Source organism: Peribacillus sp. NPDC097264 (genome assembly GCF_050277925.1).
GTDB lineage: Bacteria > Bacillota > Bacilli > Bacillales > DSM-1321 > Peribacillus.
The window spans coordinates 15,441-33,486 of sequence record NZ_JBNNSR010000006.1 but is presented as its reverse complement, the minus strand read 5'-3'; the positions used below and the strand labels follow the sequence as shown (position 1 = coordinate 33,486).

The 18,046-nt window shown below is 40.5% G+C and carries 21 protein-coding genes; 14 read left to right on the top strand and 7 right to left on the bottom strand.

The genetic code is table 11. The annotated features are described in order from the left end of the window. The first annotated feature begins 86 nt into the window (after positions 1-86). The 5 genes from ACQKL0_RS10635 (at position 87) to ACQKL0_RS10615 (ending at position 5,457) form a co-directional block, all read left to right on the top strand. Positions 87-2,519 carry a heavy metal translocating P-type ATPase gene (locus ACQKL0_RS10635; RefSeq protein WP_427687451.1) on the top strand — a complete coding sequence of 811 codons (2,433 nt, stop codon included), beginning with the start codon at positions 87-89 and terminating at the stop codon, positions 2,517-2,519. A gap of 153 nt (positions 2,520-2,672) precedes the next feature. Continuing rightward, positions 2,673-3,647 carry a C39 family peptidase gene (locus tag ACQKL0_RS10630; RefSeq protein WP_427687449.1) on the top strand — a complete coding sequence of 325 codons (975 nt, stop codon included), beginning with the start codon at positions 2,673-2,675 and terminating at the stop codon, positions 3,645-3,647. A gap of 227 nt (positions 3,648-3,874) precedes the next feature. After that, entirely contained in the window at positions 3,875-4,039 is a 165-nt protein-coding gene (locus ACQKL0_RS10625) for a hypothetical protein (RefSeq protein ID WP_427687447.1), read from the top strand. A 446-nt stretch (positions 4,040-4,485) separates the two neighbouring features. Further along, complete coding sequence (locus ACQKL0_RS10620; protein ID WP_427687446.1) at positions 4,486-4,983, top strand: N-acetyltransferase family protein; 498 nt, start codon at positions 4,486-4,488, stop codon at positions 4,981-4,983. Positions 4,984-5,091: 108 nt separating this feature from the next. Then, a complete protein-coding gene (locus ACQKL0_RS10615) occupies positions 5,092-5,457 on the top strand; it encodes a DUF4181 domain-containing protein (protein WP_427687847.1) in 366 nt (121 codons plus the stop codon). Positions 5,458-5,635: 178 nt separating this feature from the next. On the opposite strand, the gene ACQKL0_RS10610 is transcribed toward ACQKL0_RS10615, so the two are convergent. The 3 genes from ACQKL0_RS10610 to ACQKL0_RS10600 form a co-directional block, all read right to left on the bottom strand. Then, entirely contained in the window at positions 5,636-6,106 is a 471-nt protein-coding gene (locus ACQKL0_RS10610) for a DMT family transporter (RefSeq protein ID WP_427687444.1), read from the bottom strand. A 13-nt stretch (positions 6,107-6,119) separates the two neighbouring features. Continuing rightward, positions 6,120-6,548, bottom strand: coding sequence for a DMT family transporter (locus ACQKL0_RS10605; RefSeq protein ID WP_427687442.1), 429 nt, complete (start codon positions 6,546-6,548; stop codon positions 6,120-6,122). 78 nt (positions 6,549-6,626) lie between these two features. Further along, positions 6,627-6,941 (bottom strand): ArsR/SmtB family transcription factor, encoded by a 315-nt coding sequence (locus tag ACQKL0_RS10600; RefSeq protein WP_427687440.1) that lies wholly within the window; start codon positions 6,939-6,941, stop codon positions 6,627-6,629. Positions 6,942-7,250: 309 nt separating this feature from the next. Between ACQKL0_RS10600 and ACQKL0_RS10595 the strand changes: the two genes are divergently transcribed. The 9 genes from ACQKL0_RS10595 to ACQKL0_RS10555 all read left to right on the top strand — a co-directional run bounded on the left by ACQKL0_RS10595 (position 7,251) and on the right by ACQKL0_RS10555 (position 14,986). After that, positions 7,251-9,317, top strand: coding sequence for a BglG family transcription antiterminator (locus ACQKL0_RS10595; protein WP_427687438.1), 2,067 nt, complete (start codon positions 7,251-7,253; stop codon positions 9,315-9,317). Continuing rightward, the gene (locus ACQKL0_RS10590; protein ID WP_402957611.1) at positions 9,314-9,580 is read left to right on the top strand and encodes a PTS sugar transporter subunit IIB; all 267 of its coding nucleotides are present in this window, start codon (positions 9,314-9,316) and stop codon (positions 9,578-9,580) included. Before ACQKL0_RS10595 ends, ACQKL0_RS10590 begins: the two co-directional genes overlap by 4 nt. Before the next feature lie 28 nt (positions 9,581-9,608). Continuing rightward, a complete protein-coding gene (locus ACQKL0_RS10585) occupies positions 9,609-10,877 on the top strand; it encodes a PTS ascorbate transporter subunit IIC (RefSeq protein WP_427687436.1) in 1,269 nt (422 codons plus the stop codon). Positions 10,878-10,977: 100 nt separating this feature from the next. Further along, entirely contained in the window at positions 10,978-11,838 is an 861-nt protein-coding gene (locus ACQKL0_RS10580; RefSeq protein ID WP_427687434.1) for an HAD family hydrolase, read from the top strand. A 193-nt stretch (positions 11,839-12,031) separates the two neighbouring features. Beyond that, entirely contained in the window at positions 12,032-12,211 is a 180-nt protein-coding gene (locus ACQKL0_RS10575) for a DUF4083 domain-containing protein (RefSeq protein WP_427687432.1), read from the top strand. 194 nt (positions 12,212-12,405) lie between these two features. After that, positions 12,406-12,651: a hypothetical protein gene (locus ACQKL0_RS10570; protein ID WP_427687846.1), complete on the top strand. Its 246-nt coding sequence runs from the start codon at positions 12,406-12,408 to the stop codon at positions 12,649-12,651. Positions 12,652-12,824: 173 nt separating this feature from the next. Further along, entirely contained in the window at positions 12,825-13,265 is a 441-nt protein-coding gene (locus tag ACQKL0_RS10565) for a GNAT family N-acetyltransferase (protein WP_427687430.1), read from the top strand. A gap of 50 nt (positions 13,266-13,315) precedes the next feature. Continuing rightward, on the top strand, positions 13,316-14,140 hold the full coding sequence (locus tag ACQKL0_RS10560) for a class I SAM-dependent DNA methyltransferase (RefSeq protein WP_427687428.1): 825 nt from the start codon (positions 13,316-13,318) through the stop codon (positions 14,138-14,140). A 15-nt stretch (positions 14,141-14,155) separates the two neighbouring features. Further along, positions 14,156-14,986, top strand: a complete 831-nt coding sequence (locus ACQKL0_RS10555) for a DUF1835 domain-containing protein (protein ID WP_427687426.1) — start codon at positions 14,156-14,158, stop codon at positions 14,984-14,986. A 106-nt stretch (positions 14,987-15,092) separates the two neighbouring features. On the opposite strand, the gene ACQKL0_RS10550 is transcribed toward ACQKL0_RS10555, so the two are convergent. The 4 genes from ACQKL0_RS10550 to ACQKL0_RS10535 are packed head-to-tail and all read right to left on the bottom strand — an operon-like array spanning position 15,093 to position 18,021. Further along, on the bottom strand, positions 15,093-15,773 hold the full coding sequence (locus ACQKL0_RS10550; protein ID WP_427687424.1) for an N-acetylmannosamine-6-phosphate 2-epimerase: 681 nt from the start codon (positions 15,771-15,773) through the stop codon (positions 15,093-15,095). Continuing rightward, entirely contained in the window at positions 15,767-16,651 is an 885-nt protein-coding gene (locus tag ACQKL0_RS10545) for an ROK family protein (RefSeq protein WP_427687422.1), read from the bottom strand. Before ACQKL0_RS10545 ends, ACQKL0_RS10550 begins: the two co-directional genes overlap by 7 nt. Before the next feature lie 10 nt (positions 16,652-16,661). Continuing rightward, positions 16,662-17,333 carry a FadR/GntR family transcriptional regulator gene (locus ACQKL0_RS10540; RefSeq protein ID WP_427687420.1) on the bottom strand — a complete coding sequence of 224 codons (672 nt, stop codon included), beginning with the start codon at positions 17,331-17,333 and terminating at the stop codon, positions 16,662-16,664. Further along, positions 17,320-18,021 (bottom strand): FadR/GntR family transcriptional regulator, encoded by a 702-nt coding sequence (locus ACQKL0_RS10535; protein WP_427687418.1) that lies wholly within the window; start codon positions 18,019-18,021, stop codon positions 17,320-17,322. Before ACQKL0_RS10535 ends, ACQKL0_RS10540 begins: the two co-directional genes overlap by 14 nt. Positions 18,022-18,046: the final 25 nt, after the last annotated feature.

The following is an 18,046-nucleotide window of genomic DNA, read 5'->3' as shown; positions in this document are numbered from 1 at the left end:
ATAATGAAAAGATGAAGAGTGCCTCACTGGTACTCTTCATCTTTCGAAAGAATATACCCCTATTGGGTATAGTGGAGGTGAATGAGATGGCAACCGCATCTAAGGATAAAGCAGCGAAAGAATCCAATCTTCAAATTTCAGGGATGACGTGTGCAGCGTGTGCGAACCGGATTGAAAAAGGGTTGAATAAAATGGATGGGGTCGAACAAGCCTCCGTCAATTTAGCCCTTGAAAAGTCCACGATAACATACGATCCTTCCAAACTGAGTGAAGAAGACTTTGAAAAGAAGATTGAAGCGCTTGGGTTTGGAGTCGTGAAGCAAAAAACGGAATTCGCCATCACGGGAATGACGTGTGCAGCGTGTGCGACACGGATTGAAAAGGGACTAAATAAAATGGATGGTGTATCATTTGCCAACGTCAATTTAGCGCTTGAAAAAACGACGGTAGAATTCAATCCATCTGAAGTGACGGCTGCGGACATCATTGCAAAGGTAGAAAAGCTTGGGTATGGTGCCCATCAAAAGCAAGACGGAAAAGAACAAGTGGATTATCGTGAAAAGGCCATTAAAGAGCAGAAACTGAAATTCATCATTTCTGCCATTCTTTCCTTGCCTTTACTATGGACAATGTTTGGGCACTTTTCTTTTACATCCTTTCTATATGTACCGGATGTTTTAATGAATCCCTGGGTTCAAATGGTCTTTGCAACGCCTGTCCAATTTATCATCGGTAAACAGTTTTATGTAGGTGCTTATAAATCACTTCGTAACGGTAGTGCCAATATGGATGTACTCGTGGTGATGGGTACGTCAGCGGCTTATTTTTACAGTGTATACCAAGCCATCGTTACAATGGGCGCGCATCATGGTCCGCATCTATATTTTGAAACAAGTGCCGTGTTAATTACCCTTATCCTTTTAGGTAAATTATTCGAGGCAAAAGCAAAAGGCCGGTCATCCGAGGCCATCAAGAAATTAATGGGGCTTCAAGCGAAAACAGCCATGGTCATTCGAGAAGGTGTGGAACAAGAAATCCCGCTAGAAGAAGTGATGATGGGTGATATTATCCTGGTGAAACCGGGTGAGAAGATCCCAGTCGATGGAGAGGTAATCGAAGGAACGACGGCTGTCGACGAATCGATGCTAACAGGTGAAAGCCTGCCGGTGGATAAGGCTAGTGGTGACCTGCTTTATGGCTCCACCCTCAACAAAAATGGCTTCATTAAAATGAAAACGACAAAAGTTGGCCGGGATACGGCATTAGCCCAAATCATTAAGGTAGTAGAAGATGCGCAAGGTACAAAAGCGCCGATCCAACGATTGGCAGATAAGATTTCAGGCGTGTTCGTACCGATTGTCATCGGCATTGCCATTCTTACGTTCTTAGCCTGGTTGATCCTGGTGGATCCGGGGAATTTCACGGCTGGACTTGAAGTGTTGATTGCCGTTCTTGTGATTGCCTGTCCATGTGCTCTAGGATTAGCCACGCCAACTTCCATCATGGCAGGTTCAGGTCGTGCAGCTGAATTCGGCATTTTGTTCAAAGGTGGCGAGCATTTAGAACAGACACAAGGCATCGATACAGTGGTTGTGGATAAAACAGGGACCGTCACACATGGTAAACCTGTATTAACGGATGTTCATGTGGCAACTGGTCAGGATGAGGAGAAGTTCCTATCCTGGATTGGGGCTGCGGAAAAGCAATCTGAACATCCCTTGGCAGAAGCAATCGTGCAAGGCATTCAGGATAAAGGCATCGAACTCGGCGATGTCCAATTCTTTGAAGCGATTCCGGGTCATGGGGTACAGGCAACGGTTTCAGGCCAAGGTGTCATCGTTGGCACGCGAAAACTAATGAAACAATACGGTATCGATATTCAACCGATCCTTCCAACGATGGAGAAACTGGAAGCTGATGGGAAAACAGCCATGTTAGCGGCCATTAACGGACAGTATGCAGGCCTAGTGGCCGTGGCCGATACCATTAAGGAAACATCCAAAGAAGCTATATCACGCTTACAAGGTATGGGAATCACAGTCATGATGATGACAGGCGATAACGAGCGCACCGCACAGGCGATTGGTAAAGAGGTAGGCGTTGACGCCGTCATTGCCGAAGTGCTTCCTGAAGGGAAAGCGGAAGAAGTGAAGAAGCTGCAACAACAAGGGAAGAAGGTGGCCATGGTCGGGGATGGCATCAATGACGCACCCGCCCTTGCCATAGCGGATATTGGCATGGCAATAGGAACCGGTACGGATGTGGCCATGGAAGCCGCCGACATTACATTGATTCGGGGGGACTTGAACAGTATAGCGGATGCCATACTCATGAGTCGCAAAACGATGCGCAATATTAAACAGAATCTGTTCTGGGCATTCGCCTACAACGTGATTGGGATTCCGATTGCAGCATTGGGGCTTCTAGCACCGTGGGTAGCAGGCGCTGCTATGGCATTCAGTTCAGTATCGGTTGTCTTGAACGCATTGCGTCTCCAAAGGGTCAAACTAGAAAAGTAAGCTAATTAAATGAAAAAAGAGCCTTGCTACCATAACGTGTAGCAAGGCTCTTGATTGTGCGAGAATTTAGTTAACTAGTAAACTCCTTGACGATGACAATTCCATCCACTATAATCAAATCTTGTGAAAAAAACAGGAAAAGGGTGGGGACACATGAAAAGAATTCTAACGGCAGCTTTAGCATCCTCCATGCTATTATTATCGGCGTGCTCAGAAGACACGGACTCAAAGGAAACAGAAGTTACGAAGGAAGTAGATACAAAAGTGTCAGCTGAAACGGATGCTGCAGCTACCATCAAAGGAAAAGATTACGATAAAACGGGTGGAGCGGATGCCTATGCATCTGCGGGAGACCATGCGGATTCTCGTTACTATAAAGCACCTGATTTCTTTCATATGAAATCAGATGATCGGTTAGTTCTGATTGAAAACTATCAAACGATGCAACAAACCACGGAATGGTCTTGTGGACCTGCTACGGCTTTAATGGTCGCGAATCATTTTGGGTACACGGATTTAACTGAGATGGATATTGCGAAGCAAATGAAGTCGATGACGGACTTAGATGTTAAAGATGCGTTACCAGGAACCGCGAATAATTTCCCGGAATATGGTTCGAATGTTTCTCAACTCTATGACTTCTTCAAGAACTTAGAAGGTTTTGAAGTTGTCGAATCAAGCTATCGCGAGGAATACAATGACGCAGACTTAATTCAAGCTAGTAAAGAAGTCACTGAAAATAACGTAGGCAACCTGCCAGCAACCTTCACGTGGAACAGCCTGTATGCTTCGGAAAACAGTGAAACGACAGAAGCTTTTGTAGAAGATGCGAAAGATAGCTATTTCGTGAAATGGCTGACGAATCATTTGAAGAACGATCGTCCAATCATGGTTGAATGGGGCGACTGGGATGGCCATTGGCAATCGATTATCGGATATGACAATAACGGCACACCAGGCATTGGCGATGATACACTGATCTTCGCTGACCCGTATGATACATCTGATCACGCGCAAGATGGCTATTACTTCTATCCATTAGAGCGTTGGTTTGGCCAATGGAATGACCGCAACATCGCACCAAAACCATTCCAATTACAGCCTTATCTTGTTGTTGATAAGAAATAAATAGATATGGTAATCGGCAACATCCACTGATGGATGTTGCCGATTTTTTTTGATGAAAGTATAAATTTTACGACTATATATTTTTTTGGAAAAGTTTTATAAGGTTCGTTATAGTGATTTTTTAAATTTTCAATTGCTATATGAGTAGTATTTTGGTATTTTCTCTATAAAAATCCTTACTATCGTAGTATAATTCTTTTATATAAAATAAGAAAAAAGGGGATAAAATGCATCAAAAGATAAAAGCCTGTAATAGTTGGGTAAGAGATATGCAAAGTTTTTTTGAAAAGGTTGTAATACTCTTAAAATCAATAAACGAAGTTGAGGAAAAAGTAATGTACTTTACCGGTGCCATATTAGGTTTGATTTTAATAGTGCGTTGGTTATTCTAACTCTACCCTATCTTTTGGATTATTAGGCAGCATTTTGAATGAATGACAATGGAAAATGAGTTGAAAGTAGAACTTAAACAATCAATTTTTAGACTTATAAAACTTTTGGGTAGTATCGTGTGGTCCATTTTGACTCTCATTGGTTTAACGTACGTTTTAATTGTAATGATTAAAGAAGTTTTTGGATTCCTTTTTTAAGATGAACAGGCTGTCGACAACAGATCGACAGCTATTTTTGTATCTTACAAGCCAAATATGTTGATGCAAAGATACAGAAACCATAAATTTTTATGGTTTTTTTGTTATGTACGATTGAATGAACATCTTTGCCTTCGAAGGATATATAATTCGTGAAAAATGGTAAAATGAGGGTTGTCTTAATTGAGCTAGAAAATGATGTGTTTTTTCTACAACTAACAGGTATGAGGAAATGAAAGGAGATTAGTATGGTAATAAGGGAAATAAGGGTCGATGATGCCGGGGACTTTATCAATCTAGTAAAAGATGTTGAACATACATCTGAATTTATGCTAATGGAACCAGGAGAAAGAAAAGCGACACCTGAACAACTACGAAAGCAATTAGAAGTGATTAAGCAACAACAAAATTCAACCATTTTTGTGGGAGAAGACCAAGGGAAATTGATTGGTTATTTGATGGCCATGGGCGGTAGCGTGAAGAGAACAAATCACTCCGCTTATCTTGTTATCGGCATCTTAAAGGAGTATAGAGGAAAAGGAGTAGGTAAAAGTTTGTTCCAAAATGTGATTAAGTGGGCTTCACATCACGATATTTCGCGATTGGAATTAACAACAGTCATTCAAAATGAGGCTGGTATTGCTCTATACAAGAAGTTTGGATTTGATATAGAAGGAACAAAAAGAAACTCACTTGTCATAGAAGGGAAATCTTATAATGAGTACTATATGGCAAAACTTTTATAGCCTGCTTGTAGTGTGGGGGCAATGGTGATAATGGCGGTACATAGATCAATAAAATGATTGCATATTTTGAAGCTATTATATATAGATTAAGTGGATTGGGTTGTGTTTATGAGATTCTTCGTTTCATTTTTAGCAGTTTTCTTCCTTGTTTTTATTGGTGCCTACTTTATAAATAAATATCTAACGAAATGGCTTGGTGTAGAAAAGAAAGAAAGCATATCGGAAACTCCGGGTAAGAATCTTGAACGATGGGGAAGAGGTATCATCCTATTCATTTTTATATGTGCACTTCCCATGGTACTAGAGTACGAAAATATCCTTCAGTGGTATTGGATTCTTTTCTTGAACGTATTAATTGGTTTTCAATCATTTCTGGAGTGGAAGTACCTAAAACCTTCCAAACAATATGTAATTACTCTTACTTACTTAGTATTTGCTTTAGTTATCATATATGGAATAGATAAATTCATTTAACCATCTAGATATTACTTTAAACAAGAATAAAAATGAAGAAGATCATTTGTTTTCTTAATAAAAAACAAGTGATCTTCTTTATAGTACAAGTTAAAAACTTTTTTATGAGACCTATTGCAGCACCTAACACCATGCCTATAAACAATTTGGCTGCTATCATTGCATTGCTGTATGACTATCAATAGGCTGTTTTTGCCTCTTCTCTCGAGCGTTTATTCCCTTTATAGATAAAATAAAGGGAAATGATCATAAATAGTAATGCGAAGACACGTTTCATATCTAATTGTATGACTAAGCTATTGAACCATCCAAAATGATCAATGATTACGCCAATTACAAGTTGACCGGTTATTCCGGCAATATTGGTTGCGATAACCCCAATTCTAGGAACGGCCATGACAGTCAGAAGTAAATACATGGTGCCTAAAAATGCTGCACTCAACTGCCATTTCGGTGCTTCTAGAAGGCCAAGCACATTTCCCCTGCCAAAAAACATGATGAAAATCGTAAGAAACATGGTTCCAGTGAGAAAGGTCAAAAATGTTGTTTCAATGGTTCCGGCTTTTCGACTAAATGTGCCATTTATAGATGATTGAGCGCTTAATGTGATGCCGCCTAAAAATGTAAATAAAATCATGAATAACCCCATAATTGTGTACCTCCTAGTTGATTAATATAAGTGCAATAATCATTGAAATAACTGCCAGAATCTTTTCTTTATTAATTCTAGTTTTTGTACTGCCTAGCCACCCAAAATGTTCAATGACCATACTCATCACTAATTGTCCGATGATGACAGCAACCATTGTAATGCCAACACCGACGTATGGGACACTTATAACAATGGAGGTTAAATAAACAACACCCAGGACACCACCAAGTAATGACCATTTAGGTGCTTCAATTGTATAGGAAATCCTTCCTTTTCCAAAAAACAGCCACAATAGCCCCATGATAATGGAGCCCATGAAGAAGTTATAAAAACTTGTTTCTATTTGTCCAATTGTTTTTCCCAATTCAGCATAGATAGCTCCTTCAAAGCTAAGTGCTGCTCCAGCCAACAGAGCTAGTATATAAGATATAAAGCGCATAGAGAGTTTCTCCTTTTTCATATATTTATATATCTAGAAAAATAGATATAAATAGTGGAAAACAGAAATCAAGATAAATTAGATCTCTGTTCTAAAATACTTAGCTAATTGTTGAATGAATTTTTCATTGCGCCTATAGTAAGTCCATTGTCCATGACGAATCGATTCAAGTAGCCCAGCTTTTTGCATCATGTTTAAGTAGCTAGAAACCGTAGATTGAGAAACTTTGGCTTTTTCTTGAATATCCCCAACACATACTCCACCTTTATAACTTACCTCCTTTGGTAGGTGAGCGCCTTGTTTTGGAAAGTGCTTCTCTGGTTCCTTTAACCACTTAAGGATGTGAAGCCTTGTTTCGTTAGATAACGCCTTGAATACATCAATAGGATTCATGGACGTAATTATATATCTAGATTTCTCGATATGTCAACTTGAGGAAATAAAGAGAGTACAGGTAATGAAGCATACCTTCATTAACGAACAAGTGATATAGCGAAAATAGGAAACGAGCCTCCCTCAGGATCGAGGTTTTATTTTTGTTCCTAAAAAAGGAATGAGATATGGTACACTGATTCAAAAACCAAGGTGCACATCATTTGTACAATATATTTTTGTGCAGGTGTGTGGACAATAATCGGACTGAGAAACCATATATATCAAATGAAAAGTAAGGTATCGTGGAATTAGGGAGAGGGAGAGCCAATGTTTTTAGATGAAAGAAGCGCAAACCTAATAAAAATATTACAGCATTCACCCATTTCAAAAATGAAAGATATTGAAGAGCAAACTGGTCTGACGAGAAGACAAATTCAATATGCTTTTGGCAAAGTGAATGATTGGCTTCACTATCACGGGTATCCAGCCATTCTCTATCAAAAAGAATTAGGATATTCCCTTCCTGACAAAGTTCAAGAGGAAGAATTGAACGTAAAACTAACCAAACGCAATTATGTATTTTCTGAGACAGATAGAGAGAAATTGTTCTATCTCATGATTTTGCTTAGTCCTGAAGCGTTATCTGTCTATCATTTTCAATCAATCACGGGGCTATCACGTAATACCGTATTAAAGGACCTGAAGCAGCTCAAGGAGAAAGCGCAAGAAGTGAACCTTAAGATTCACTACTCCAAGCAAGATGGTTATGTGATTAAGGGAGAAAGCAGAGTCAAGCGATACATGATTGAACAACTGGTACATGATGTCCTTAATCGCCCGGATAATAATCTGATTATTGAGTGTATTTGGGGAGATCAACAACCAAACATTCAATCCATCCGGTATCAGCTGGAGCAGATTGAACGTGAATTGGGGATCACCTTTACGGATGAGCGGCTGCATGAATTGACCTATTTATTTCTATGTACAGATCAGCTCATTGGAAAAGGGGAAGAATTGCAAGTCAATCAGAGTTGGTTACCTTTTGTGACAACAGATGAATTTAAAGCGGTTGAGCAAATGACGAAAACCGATGCGTTCCAATCGGTTTGGAGCGAAACGGAAAATTTATATGTAACCCTCCATCTGCTAAGCATGAACCGGACAAAGGATATATCCCCGCTCAAGGAGGATGAAGTGATCGAAACGCTTTTGCAGGAGATTGTAAAAGAGTTCGAAAAATTGGCCTTTGTTCATTTACATGATAAAGACCAGCTATGCCAGCAATTGTACGTTCATTTTAAACCGGCTTATCATCGTCTAAGATACGGGCTTTCATCCATGAATCCGATGACGGAAAAGGTCCAAAAGGTCTATCCTGAACTGCATCACCTGACCAATAAATCTTTAGGGATACTAGAGAAAGAGATTGGGCGTCCGGTACCTGAAGAGGAAGTGGCATACTTTACGATTTATTTTGGAGGCTGGTTGCGTAGACAAGGGACTACTTTGGATGACCGCAAAAGAGCCATCGTTGTTTGTCCGAATGGGATTGGCATCAGCAATATTCTCATCTACACATTGAAGGAATTATTTCCGGATATATTGTTTTTGGATGTATTATCTGTTCGGAATGCGTCCGAGTATCCATTAGCGTACGATCTCGTTTTTTCAACGGTACATATGAGAACCAAAGTTCCGTTATTTGTCGTACCGCCCATTTTGGAAAGGCAGGACAAACATAAGCTGCGCCTGCAAGTCATGCAGGAATTGTATGGGTATACGACACAAAATGTTGATGGTTCCGCTCTGTTAAAAGTCATTTCAAAATATGCAACCATCCATGAACCTGATCAACTTGAAAAGGCCCTTGAATCCCTGATGTACATAGATGCACCCAAGGTCAATAAATATTCCTTAAAGGAGGCGGAGAAACCAGTGTTAGATGAACTACTCAACCTACAAACGATTCAAATCCTGCCGCGTGTTACAGAGTGGAGAGAAGCGATTCGAGTTGCAGCCCAGCCTCTTGTTGATTTAGGAACAGTCGAAGAGAGATATGTGGATGCAATGATTGAAGGAATCGAAACGAATGGTCCCTATGTGGTGATCACGCCTGACGTGGCCATCCCTCATGCACGTCCTGAGCAAGGTGTTCGCTCATTATCTATGAGTCTATTGAAATTGGATGAACCGGTGGAATTTGCACCCGATAAACCCGTTAGGTTGATCATTGTTTTGGCTGCGGTAGATAACGATTCACATTTACGGGCATTAATTCAGCTGACTCAATTACTGAATGAACGAGCTAATATTGAAGCGATTTTAGAGACAACGGATCCATCCATACTTATGGATTACGTACATACATATTCTAAGGAGGAAACAGAATGAAGAAAATCATGGTAGTTTGCGGAAATGGATTGGGCAGTAGTTTCATTATGGAGATGAATGTGAAAAAGGCTTTAACACAAATGGGGAAAACGGCTGAGGTAGACCATACGGATCTCACATCCGCTAAATCGGTCCAAGCGGATATATTCCTAGGGGCAGCAGATATTGTCGGCCAACTGGATGATGGAACCCGTACGATTGTTACATTGGAAAATATGATGAGCATTCCTGAAATTACATCCAAATTGGAATCACTTGTCTAACTAAAGCTCGGTAAAAGGGGAATAGACTATGTTGGATATCATTATGAACGATATTTTAGGCACACCTTCCATACTCGTGGGGTTATTCGCTCTGATTGGCTTACTGTTACAGAGAAAGTCCAGTGCCGATGTCGTGTCAGGTACGCTGAAAACGGTTATGGGGTTCATTATCATTGGAGCAGGAGCAGCCGTCCTTACAGGTGCCCTTAACATATTTAGTCAAATGTTCGACCAGGCGTTTCATGTAGAGGGTGTCATTCCGAATAACGAAGCCATTGTAGCGGCTGCACAAAGTGATTTTGGGACATCGACGGCCCTGATTATGGTGTTCGGTATGATTGTGAATATTTTATTAGCTCGCTTTACTCCATTAAAATATATCTTTTTAACGGGTCACCATACGCTGTTCATGGCCTGTCTACTAGCTGTCGCTTTGTCGGTTGGCGGCATGAACGGATTCCCGCTTATCCTTACCGGCTCCATTTTATTAGGGCTATGTATGGTCGTGTTTCCTGCCATTCTGCAGCCTTATGTAAGAAAGATTACCGGAAGTGATGATTTTGCGATCGGTCACTTTGGGACAATCGGATATTTCGTTTCCGCTACGATTGGGAAATGGTTCGGAAACAAGGAAAAGACAACGGAACAAATTAAGGTCCCTAAATCTTTAGGGTTTTTACGAGATACATCCGTTGCTGTATCGCTGACAATGACGATTTTCTTTTTGATTGTCGCCCTGTTTGCTGGACAAGATTATATTGAATCGACGCTTTCTGGTGGTTCCAACTTCCTTGTATTTTCGTTTATTCAAGCCATTACATTTGCAGCTGGTGTATATATCATTCTAGCTGGGGTGCGGATGTTGATTGCTGAGATCGTGCCAGCCTTCAAAGGGATTGCAGATAAAATTGCGCCCAATACGAAGCCTGCACTAGATTGCCCTACGATTTTTCCTTTTGCTCCAAACGCAGTAATTATCGGCTTTTTATTTAGTTTCATCGCGGGAATCTTATCGATGTTCCTGTTGCCGATATTAGGCTTGAAGGTTATTGTTCCGGGACTTGTGCCACATTTCTTCACCGGAGCAGCTGCTGGTGTCTTTGGAAATGCGACGGGTGGTCGTCGCGGGGCTATGCTGGGATCTTTTGCAAATGGACTCATCATTAGTTTCTTACCAGCCATTTTACTGGTATTATTAGGTGACATAGGATTTGAAGGCACGACATTCGGTGACTCAGATTTCGGTGTGGTAGGTCTATTAATACTAAGTATTTTGAAACTGTTAGGATTTTCTTAATCTACTAGAAAAATAGATAGATTCGCCAACAGCCTACAATCTCACAGATCATGGGCTGTTGGCATTTTTGTTACGAAATTCGCATGGACGGGGTGGAAACATGGGATACAAAGCAATCGTGCTCGATATGGATGGCACGACATTGAATGAAGTGAATACGGTGAACGATACGCTGAAAAACTACTTAATCGAACTTAGGAATAGTGGAATGAAGGTGTTCATTGCAACAGGAAGAACGGTAAAAGAATTAAGAGATGTTCTGCCAGAGGATTTGATCGTCGATGGGATGGTAACGGCCAATGGTATGTCCGCCTTTATTGGAACGGAGAAGATTTTTGAACATGCACTACCTTCCGAACTTGTAGATGACATGATTCATAAAGCAGCAGAGAGAAAGATATTTTACGAAGTCCATCCAAATGATGGCGTTAGAATGGCCTTACAAAAAGATAAAGACTATACGGTCGAACAAATGACGGGGGCAAAACCGGAGACGGTTGATGAAAACGAATGGTTGTCCAGAAAAGTCGCCGTCGAGAGCAAAATCAACTGGGTCGATCAGCTCGAGGAATTAAGTGTAGCCAAGATTTATTTTTTCAGTAAAGAGATGAAGGCAATCAAAGACTGGATCACAGAACTCGAACAGTTCAAGAAGATAACGGCCTTTACAACGGCTTCCTCCACACATCACAATGTGGAAGTGACCGTGGACGGTGTATCCAAAGCAACAGCGGTTCAAGTCTTGCTTGATCACTTTGGTCTCTCTCCGGACGATATTCTGGCCGTAGGAGACGGAGAAAATGACCTTCCTCTATTCAAACTCTCCGGCCACTGTGTCGCCATGAAAAATGCGCTCGAATCGGTAAAGGAACAGGCGGATGAAGTGACCGAGTATTCCTATCGAGAAGATGGCCTGTATCACTTTTTGAAAAAAACATTTCCGATAGCTCAACCAAAGTGAATAATAAACAGGGCGTACGGATTTTCCGTGCGCCCTTTATTATATAGAAGGAACGAAAAGGAACGTCCTCGGAAGCAATGGAGGTCATGGCGAAAATATTATACATACATCGATGAAATGCCCCCATCAATCCTAAGACAACTACAATCTGGTATATGGTATGATTGATAAAAAAGGAAAAGGTGGATTTATTTTGAATGTTAATGTCGGTGATATACTATTTCAACTCATTATGTTTATCGTACTGTTTGGCATGATTTTTGCCGTTTACTTTTTTATCCGGAACCTCGTTAGAAAATCTCGCAATTCTAAAGCCATAGAACAAAAACTTGATAAAGTCATCGAGCTGCTTGAAAAGGAAAAAAGAGAGTAAGAGTGAATACCAGGCGTTATGGTAGGAGGTTTATATTTTGATGGAGTAAAGTCACTAAATATCGATCGGGTGGATTGAATTGTTGCGCTCTTCATAAAGAAGTATCTAAGAAAGGAGCAGTTTACTTGGAACTCAAAGAAGTGACTTATCAAAAGAAGCATGGGGTCATTAGTATAACTTCAATTGTTTTAGGAATGATTTGTTTTTTTATAGTTTTTATCACGCCCACAAGAATAGCGAATATTGGTAGTTTGATTGGTGATTATCTAACATTTTTCCTTACTGGTTTAGGTATGATCATTTCTATTGTAGGGATCGTAAAGAAACGGGAAAAAAATACGCTCCCGATTATCGGGTTAATCCTGTCATCATCTTTTTTTATTTATTGGGTTATTATTATAATCATGCTGTTCACAGGTCAGATTGAATTTGGGCCATGATCCTATAAAAAAAGAGATAGTTCCCGAAACTATCTCTTTTTGGTTTATACGATCATCTCCAACACCGATTCGGGGTCTGTTAGCCGGATAAGGAATATTATGTGGTAGAATAATCCATATATAAACGACTAAGGTGGTTTTAATCATCCATTCAGCGATAAGGAGAATGTACCTTGGAATTTAAACGATTAGAAAAAAAGGACTTAATTAAGTGTACGGAAACATTTATGGAAGTATTCAATGATGCGCCTTGGAATGATGAGTGGATATTTACAAAGGCTGAAAAATATTTACTGAGTTTTTATGAGACACCCGGATTTTTAGGCGTTTTAGCGGTAGAAAACGAAGAAATTCTCGGCTTTATTTTGGGTGTGAATAGAGTATGGTGGAGCGGGGATGAGTTTTTTATTAATGAAATGTGTGTGAAAACACAATCTCAAAATAAGGGCATTGGAAGAGCGATGTTAAATCATTTAATAGAAGAGCTTCATAGCAGTAATATAAGGAACATTACACTTCTCACAGATAGAGGGATATCTGCGGAAGAATTTTATAAGAAAAATGGGTTTGAAGAAATAGAAAGAATCATATTCTTGCATAAGAACATCAAATGATAGGTATAGAGGTAGATCTATTTCTACTATTTCGTAAAAGGAGGGCATGTATGGAGAATATAAATGGCAATTCAGAAGAGTACGATGATCCGATTTTATATGATAAGGAAAATGATTCATATAGGCAAGACCTTCCTTATCTATTGAAATGGGCTGCAAAAACCGAAGGGCCCATCATTGATTTAGCTTGTGGGACAGGGAGGGCTACCATTCCTTTAGCGAGGAAAGGATATGAACTTATCGGTGTGGATGTCCATAAAGGAATGCTGGACGAAGCGAAAAGGAAGTCGTCGGATTTGAATGTACATATTGAATGGATCGAACAGGATGCTAGAAGGCTTACCTTGAATGTAAGAAGTCGGTTGATCTTTTCAGTCGGGAATTCCTTTCAGCATTTTCTTACAAACGAAGATCAGGACGGATTCTTATCGTCTGTAAACAAACACTTAGAGCTTGATGGGCTATTCATCTTTGATATGAGGTTTCCAAGCACAGAAGAATTACTCCAACCTGACACGGAAGAATACTGGAGAACCATTGAAGATAAGGATACGCAAAAAAGGATCGATGTTTATACGAAAAGCACCTATGACTCACTCAGTCAGGTCCAACATTACACAACGATCAGAAAGTATGTAGATCAAAGTGGGGAAATAGTAGATGAACATAGAACGAACATACGGTTACGATACGTCTTCCCTAAAGAAATGGAACGAATACTAGCGGTTAACGGACTGGAGATCGACCGTATCTTCGAGGATTGGAATGAAACACCTGTGACGAATGATAGTTATGGAATGGTCTATGTTTGTAAGAAAACAAGGGATATAAAGACTTCTTTATGCGTGGGTGTTTCGAACGGAAGTTTAGGATAACGGAGGGGTTTTCCAGTGAAGCATATCTTATTTAATCAAGCAGCATTCAGTGCATTGAGCCATGCATTAAAAAGAGAAAATGTTGAGATCATCACGTTTCCGAATTTCTTTGGTGAAGGCCCCATCCATCGTTTATTAACGGAGAAAGGTTTTCTAGATAGGATGAAATGGCTACAGGAAGCCTATCGGTTTGATAAGAAGATGAGTGAAGAGTATGTGGTCTTGTTTCATGATGCACTTGCATGTGTTCAACAGATTAAAGAAGGCGAGCAAGTGATTGTTTGGACGTGTGAAAATGCGGCGGAACAATTTGGGTTACGCTTAGTAAGCCATCTATTGTCAGGCAAAAAATGTTCGATTTCCGTGTGCAATACATACTTTCCCATGCTTTATTTCCATGAAGATGAACATACACAATATGATATTCGCCATTCTGGTGAGGTTAGCCCTTCGCAGATGAAGCGAATGCTAAAGCTGAATTTACTAGATCCACTTACTGAAGATGAGCTCGTTCTTTTACAGGCAGAAGCGCTTCAATTAATGGAGGGGCATTCAATAGTTCGTACATGGTTTAGGGGAAGGATTATCGAGGATGACGAGTCCAGGGATGATCAAGAGATTATCCGGTATGCTAGTGACATGCAATCCGAATACGGTATCGATAATTTTTACAACGCTGTTCGCTTGATTGGACATGTTTTAGGATGGAGTGAGCATGACATCAACGATACATGGATTGATTACCGTTTACGTATGTTGATAAAGAAAGGCGTCTTTGCATCTATCGGTCATTTACGTGAGATGCGTTCCTATCAAGTTCGATTGAACACTAGCCAAGATAAATGATATGTCTTTCGTAATAGAAGATGCTAAATAGTTATCATCGCACACCCAACCCTTTATGCACGAATGGGTTGAATGTGCGATGACCACTTCAAACAGGTTAAGCCTATCATCCTTGAACTTGATTAACAAAAAGCTGTGTGATGTCTTTTGGACGTGTGATGGCCCCTCCGACGACACTTGCATGGGCGCCCAATTCCATGCACCTTTTATACATGTCGGGTGTCATGACATTTCCTTCCGCAATAACGGGGATGTTCACATGCTGGAGAACCTGTTTCAAGAATTCAAAGTCATCATGATAGAGTTTCTCTCCACTTGTTTCTTCCGTGTAGCCATGTAATGTAGTGGAAATACAATCGAATCCGAGTTTTTCCGATTGTATGCCATCCTCTAAAGTAGCGATATCCGCCATGAGTTGAATGCTAGGATTCTTTTCTCTTACATAGTTGACCAGGTCGCTTAAAAGAAGATTCTCCGGTCTTGTCCGATGGGTGGCATCCATGGCAATCATCTCGCAGCCACTAGCCAGTAACTCATCGATTTCCTTGCAAGTGGCGGTAATGAACACGGAGCTATCGTCATAGTCGCGTTTGACGATGCCGATAACGGGCAGGTCCACTTCTTTTTTTATCGCGATGATATCCACTTCGGAGTTTGCCCGGATTCCTTTTGCACCGCCTTGTTTAGCGGCCAACGCCATTTTCGACATGATGAATGAGCTATGTAGAGGCTCATTTGGTAGGGCTTGACAAGATACGATTAATCCACCTTTAACTTCGTTTAACATTCTATATTTCCCCCTTTGAAAAATGGATGGACCGCCCCGAATAGGGAGGCATCATTATATAATTGAGCAATTTTTATTTCTGTCTTCAAAAAATTAGTAGGAAGATAAGTGGTGAGCTGCTTTTGGATATGGTTCAGTAAAAAGTCGCCTTGGCGGGAAATGCCGCCTCCTATCAGGATACACTTCGGATCGACTAACAGGATGATTTGCGCCAATCCCCTAGCCACTTCCTTACTCCATGCCTCAATCAAGGCTATGTATGGCTCTTCACCTAGTCTTGCTTTCTCAAAGACTTCCTTCGTGGAGACACCTTTACCAAACTCTTTTTCAATCGTTCTATTTAAAGCGGTTGTGGATGCTCTCATTTCATAATTCGTTTTTGTTTCTGGATCGTATAATAGATAGCCGACGGAGTTTGCCTGATGATGGGTTCCATCCATGATTCCGTCATGATAATAGGCCCCGCCGATGCCTGTCCCTAAGGTAATGCAAAACACATCGTTTTCCCCTTGGGCAGCGCCTTGCCAAAGCTCGCCGATCAAAGCGGCATTCACATCATTTTCTACAGAAATGGGGAAAGGGAATGTACGGGATAAATGGGCTTTGAATGCGGTACCTTTATAGTCCCGGATAGTGGGCCCCGCAAAGATGATTTCCCCTTTTTCCCGGTCGACGATCCCGGCAGTGCTGATGCCTACGCCGTTAATGGCCGTCTCATTGGAAACAGCGGAAATGATGGACTCCACCTGTTTCAGTATAGCCTGGTCGATATTTTCTTTTGTTTTCACTTGTTGATGCCCATGCAGATGTTTCTGATCGTCCAAGAGGGCATATTTAATAAACGTACCGCCGATATCAATCGATAAATAATCAGCCATGGATATCCTCCTACACTTTCGTTTGTTTAATATGTTTAATGAGAAGTGTTTTTGCCTCATCGGCATTCCCCATCAGTAGCGCTTCGACAATATTCCTATGTTCCTGGATGAGGCCTTTGAATTCTTCTAGGGAGAGGTGGATATGTTGCACTTGGAAAAAATAACTGGTGATCATATTCGTCATTTGTATAAATAAATCATTATTTGTGGCTTGCAGAAGCTGCTTATGAAAGACGGTATCCGCTTCTTTGAATTCCTCTTGGGTCGTTGCCTTTTCGCTTTCTTCGACCACTTCCTTCAACATGTCCAAATCATCCATACTCTGATTTTTTACAATTTCATCAATGGCACTTGATTCAAATAGAATTCTCAAACCCAATATATCCCGGATATTCCCGCTGTTTATTTGCCATAAAAAGAAGAAGTTATCCAAAAGGTTTTCTATATTGGATTCATTGAGAAAAGCGCCCTGGCCCTGTCTGATGCGTATGACTTCCGTATTTTCAAGGTAGCTCAACGCTTCCCTCACTACGGACCTGCTTACGCCAAACATTTCCGTGAACTTGCGCTCCGTTGGGAGTTGATCGCCCGCTTTTAAGTTTTGCGAAATGATATAGTTTTTAATTTCTTGAATGACCGTTTTCTTAAGTGGCTTTTTTTCTTCCATTTTAATAGGTTCCATTTGCTTCCTCCAAAGTAGTAATAAAACGAAAAATGGGTTGGAAATGTTCCTTTAGGACTTTTTGAGCCACTGGCAAATCTTTATTTTTGATCGCATCGATGATGTCTGCATGCTGTTTGTATGAATCAATCAGTGTGTCCTCTTTCTCGATAAAATCCATTCTAACCAGGGAAAAGTACTCACTGATGACTTCACTGAACTTGAAATAGGTCTCATTTTCCGTTGATTTAATTAAGGCTTGATGAAATAAACGGTCGAATTGTTTCGTGTCTTGTTTTTGGATGATCGTCTGATAATACAATTCATTTATGCTGATGAGGTGATCAATATCGACATCCACTTGTTTCTCGATGATCAATCGCAATGCCCCTAATTCGATGACTTCCCGAATTTCCATCAATTCTTTCATTTTTACACCGTGCGTGTCGTAATAATGTTTAAGTATCGTATTGATTGAATCGAGTGTAGGCTCAGCTATATAGACACCGCCACCGGGCTTCACGTTCAAGATCCCTACGGTTTGGAGCGAGATTAACGCTTCGCGTATAACCGTCCTGCTTACTTGCAACTGTTCGACCAGTTCTTTTTCTGTTAAAAACTTTTCATTCGGTTTCAGATTATTTTCTAAGATATGGCTCTTAATTCTTTCAATCGCGATTGTGACCAATGAGGTCTTATGAATTGTCATGACGCCACCCCTTTATGTATGTCTA

What these genes read in the sequence shown, in the direction of transcription:
- ACQKL0_RS10610 (WP_427687444.1), bottom strand. Translation starts at nt 6,106, where the DNA reads ATGGGGTTATTCATGATTTTATTTACATTTTTAGGCGGCATCACATTA.
- ACQKL0_RS10570 (WP_427687846.1), top strand. Translation starts at nt 12,406, where the DNA reads ATGATTTGTTTTTTTATAGTTTTTATCACGCCCACAAGAATAGCGAAT.
- ACQKL0_RS10605 (WP_427687442.1), bottom strand. Translation starts at nt 6,548, where the DNA reads ATGCGCTTTATATCTTATATACTAGCTCTGTTGGCTGGAGCAGCACTT.
- ACQKL0_RS10560 (WP_427687428.1), top strand. Translation starts at nt 13,316, where the DNA reads ATGGAGAATATAAATGGCAATTCAGAAGAGTACGATGATCCGATTTTA.
- ACQKL0_RS10590 (WP_402957611.1), top strand. Translation starts at nt 9,314, where the DNA reads ATGAAGAAAATCATGGTAGTTTGCGGAAATGGATTGGGCAGTAGTTTC.
- ACQKL0_RS10615 (WP_427687847.1), top strand. Translation starts at nt 5,092, where the DNA reads ATGAGATTCTTCGTTTCATTTTTAGCAGTTTTCTTCCTTGTTTTTATT.
- ACQKL0_RS10635 (WP_427687451.1), top strand. Translation starts at nt 87, where the DNA reads ATGGCAACCGCATCTAAGGATAAAGCAGCGAAAGAATCCAATCTTCAA.
- ACQKL0_RS10540 (WP_427687420.1), bottom strand. Translation starts at nt 17,333, where the DNA reads ATGGAACCTATTAAAATGGAAGAAAAAAAGCCACTTAAGAAAACGGTC.
- ACQKL0_RS10600 (WP_427687440.1), bottom strand. Translation starts at nt 6,941, where the DNA reads ATGAATCCTATTGATGTATTCAAGGCGTTATCTAACGAAACAAGGCTT.
- ACQKL0_RS10620 (WP_427687446.1), top strand. Translation starts at nt 4,486, where the DNA reads ATGGTAATAAGGGAAATAAGGGTCGATGATGCCGGGGACTTTATCAAT.
- ACQKL0_RS10550 (WP_427687424.1), bottom strand. Translation starts at nt 15,773, where the DNA reads ATGTTAAACGAAGTTAAAGGTGGATTAATCGTATCTTGTCAAGCCCTA.
- ACQKL0_RS10580 (WP_427687434.1), top strand. Translation starts at nt 10,978, where the DNA reads ATGGGATACAAAGCAATCGTGCTCGATATGGATGGCACGACATTGAAT.
- ACQKL0_RS10535 (WP_427687418.1), bottom strand. Translation starts at nt 18,021, where the DNA reads ATGACAATTCATAAGACCTCATTGGTCACAATCGCGATTGAAAGAATT.
- ACQKL0_RS10625 (WP_427687447.1), top strand. Translation starts at nt 3,875, where the DNA reads ATGCATCAAAAGATAAAAGCCTGTAATAGTTGGGTAAGAGATATGCAA.
- ACQKL0_RS10545 (WP_427687422.1), bottom strand. Translation starts at nt 16,651, where the DNA reads ATGGCTGATTATTTATCGATTGATATCGGCGGTACGTTTATTAAATAT.
- ACQKL0_RS10585 (WP_427687436.1), top strand. Translation starts at nt 9,609, where the DNA reads ATGTTGGATATCATTATGAACGATATTTTAGGCACACCTTCCATACTC.
- ACQKL0_RS10630 (WP_427687449.1), top strand. Translation starts at nt 2,673, where the DNA reads ATGAAAAGAATTCTAACGGCAGCTTTAGCATCCTCCATGCTATTATTA.
- ACQKL0_RS10595 (WP_427687438.1), top strand. Translation starts at nt 7,251, where the DNA reads ATGTTTTTAGATGAAAGAAGCGCAAACCTAATAAAAATATTACAGCAT.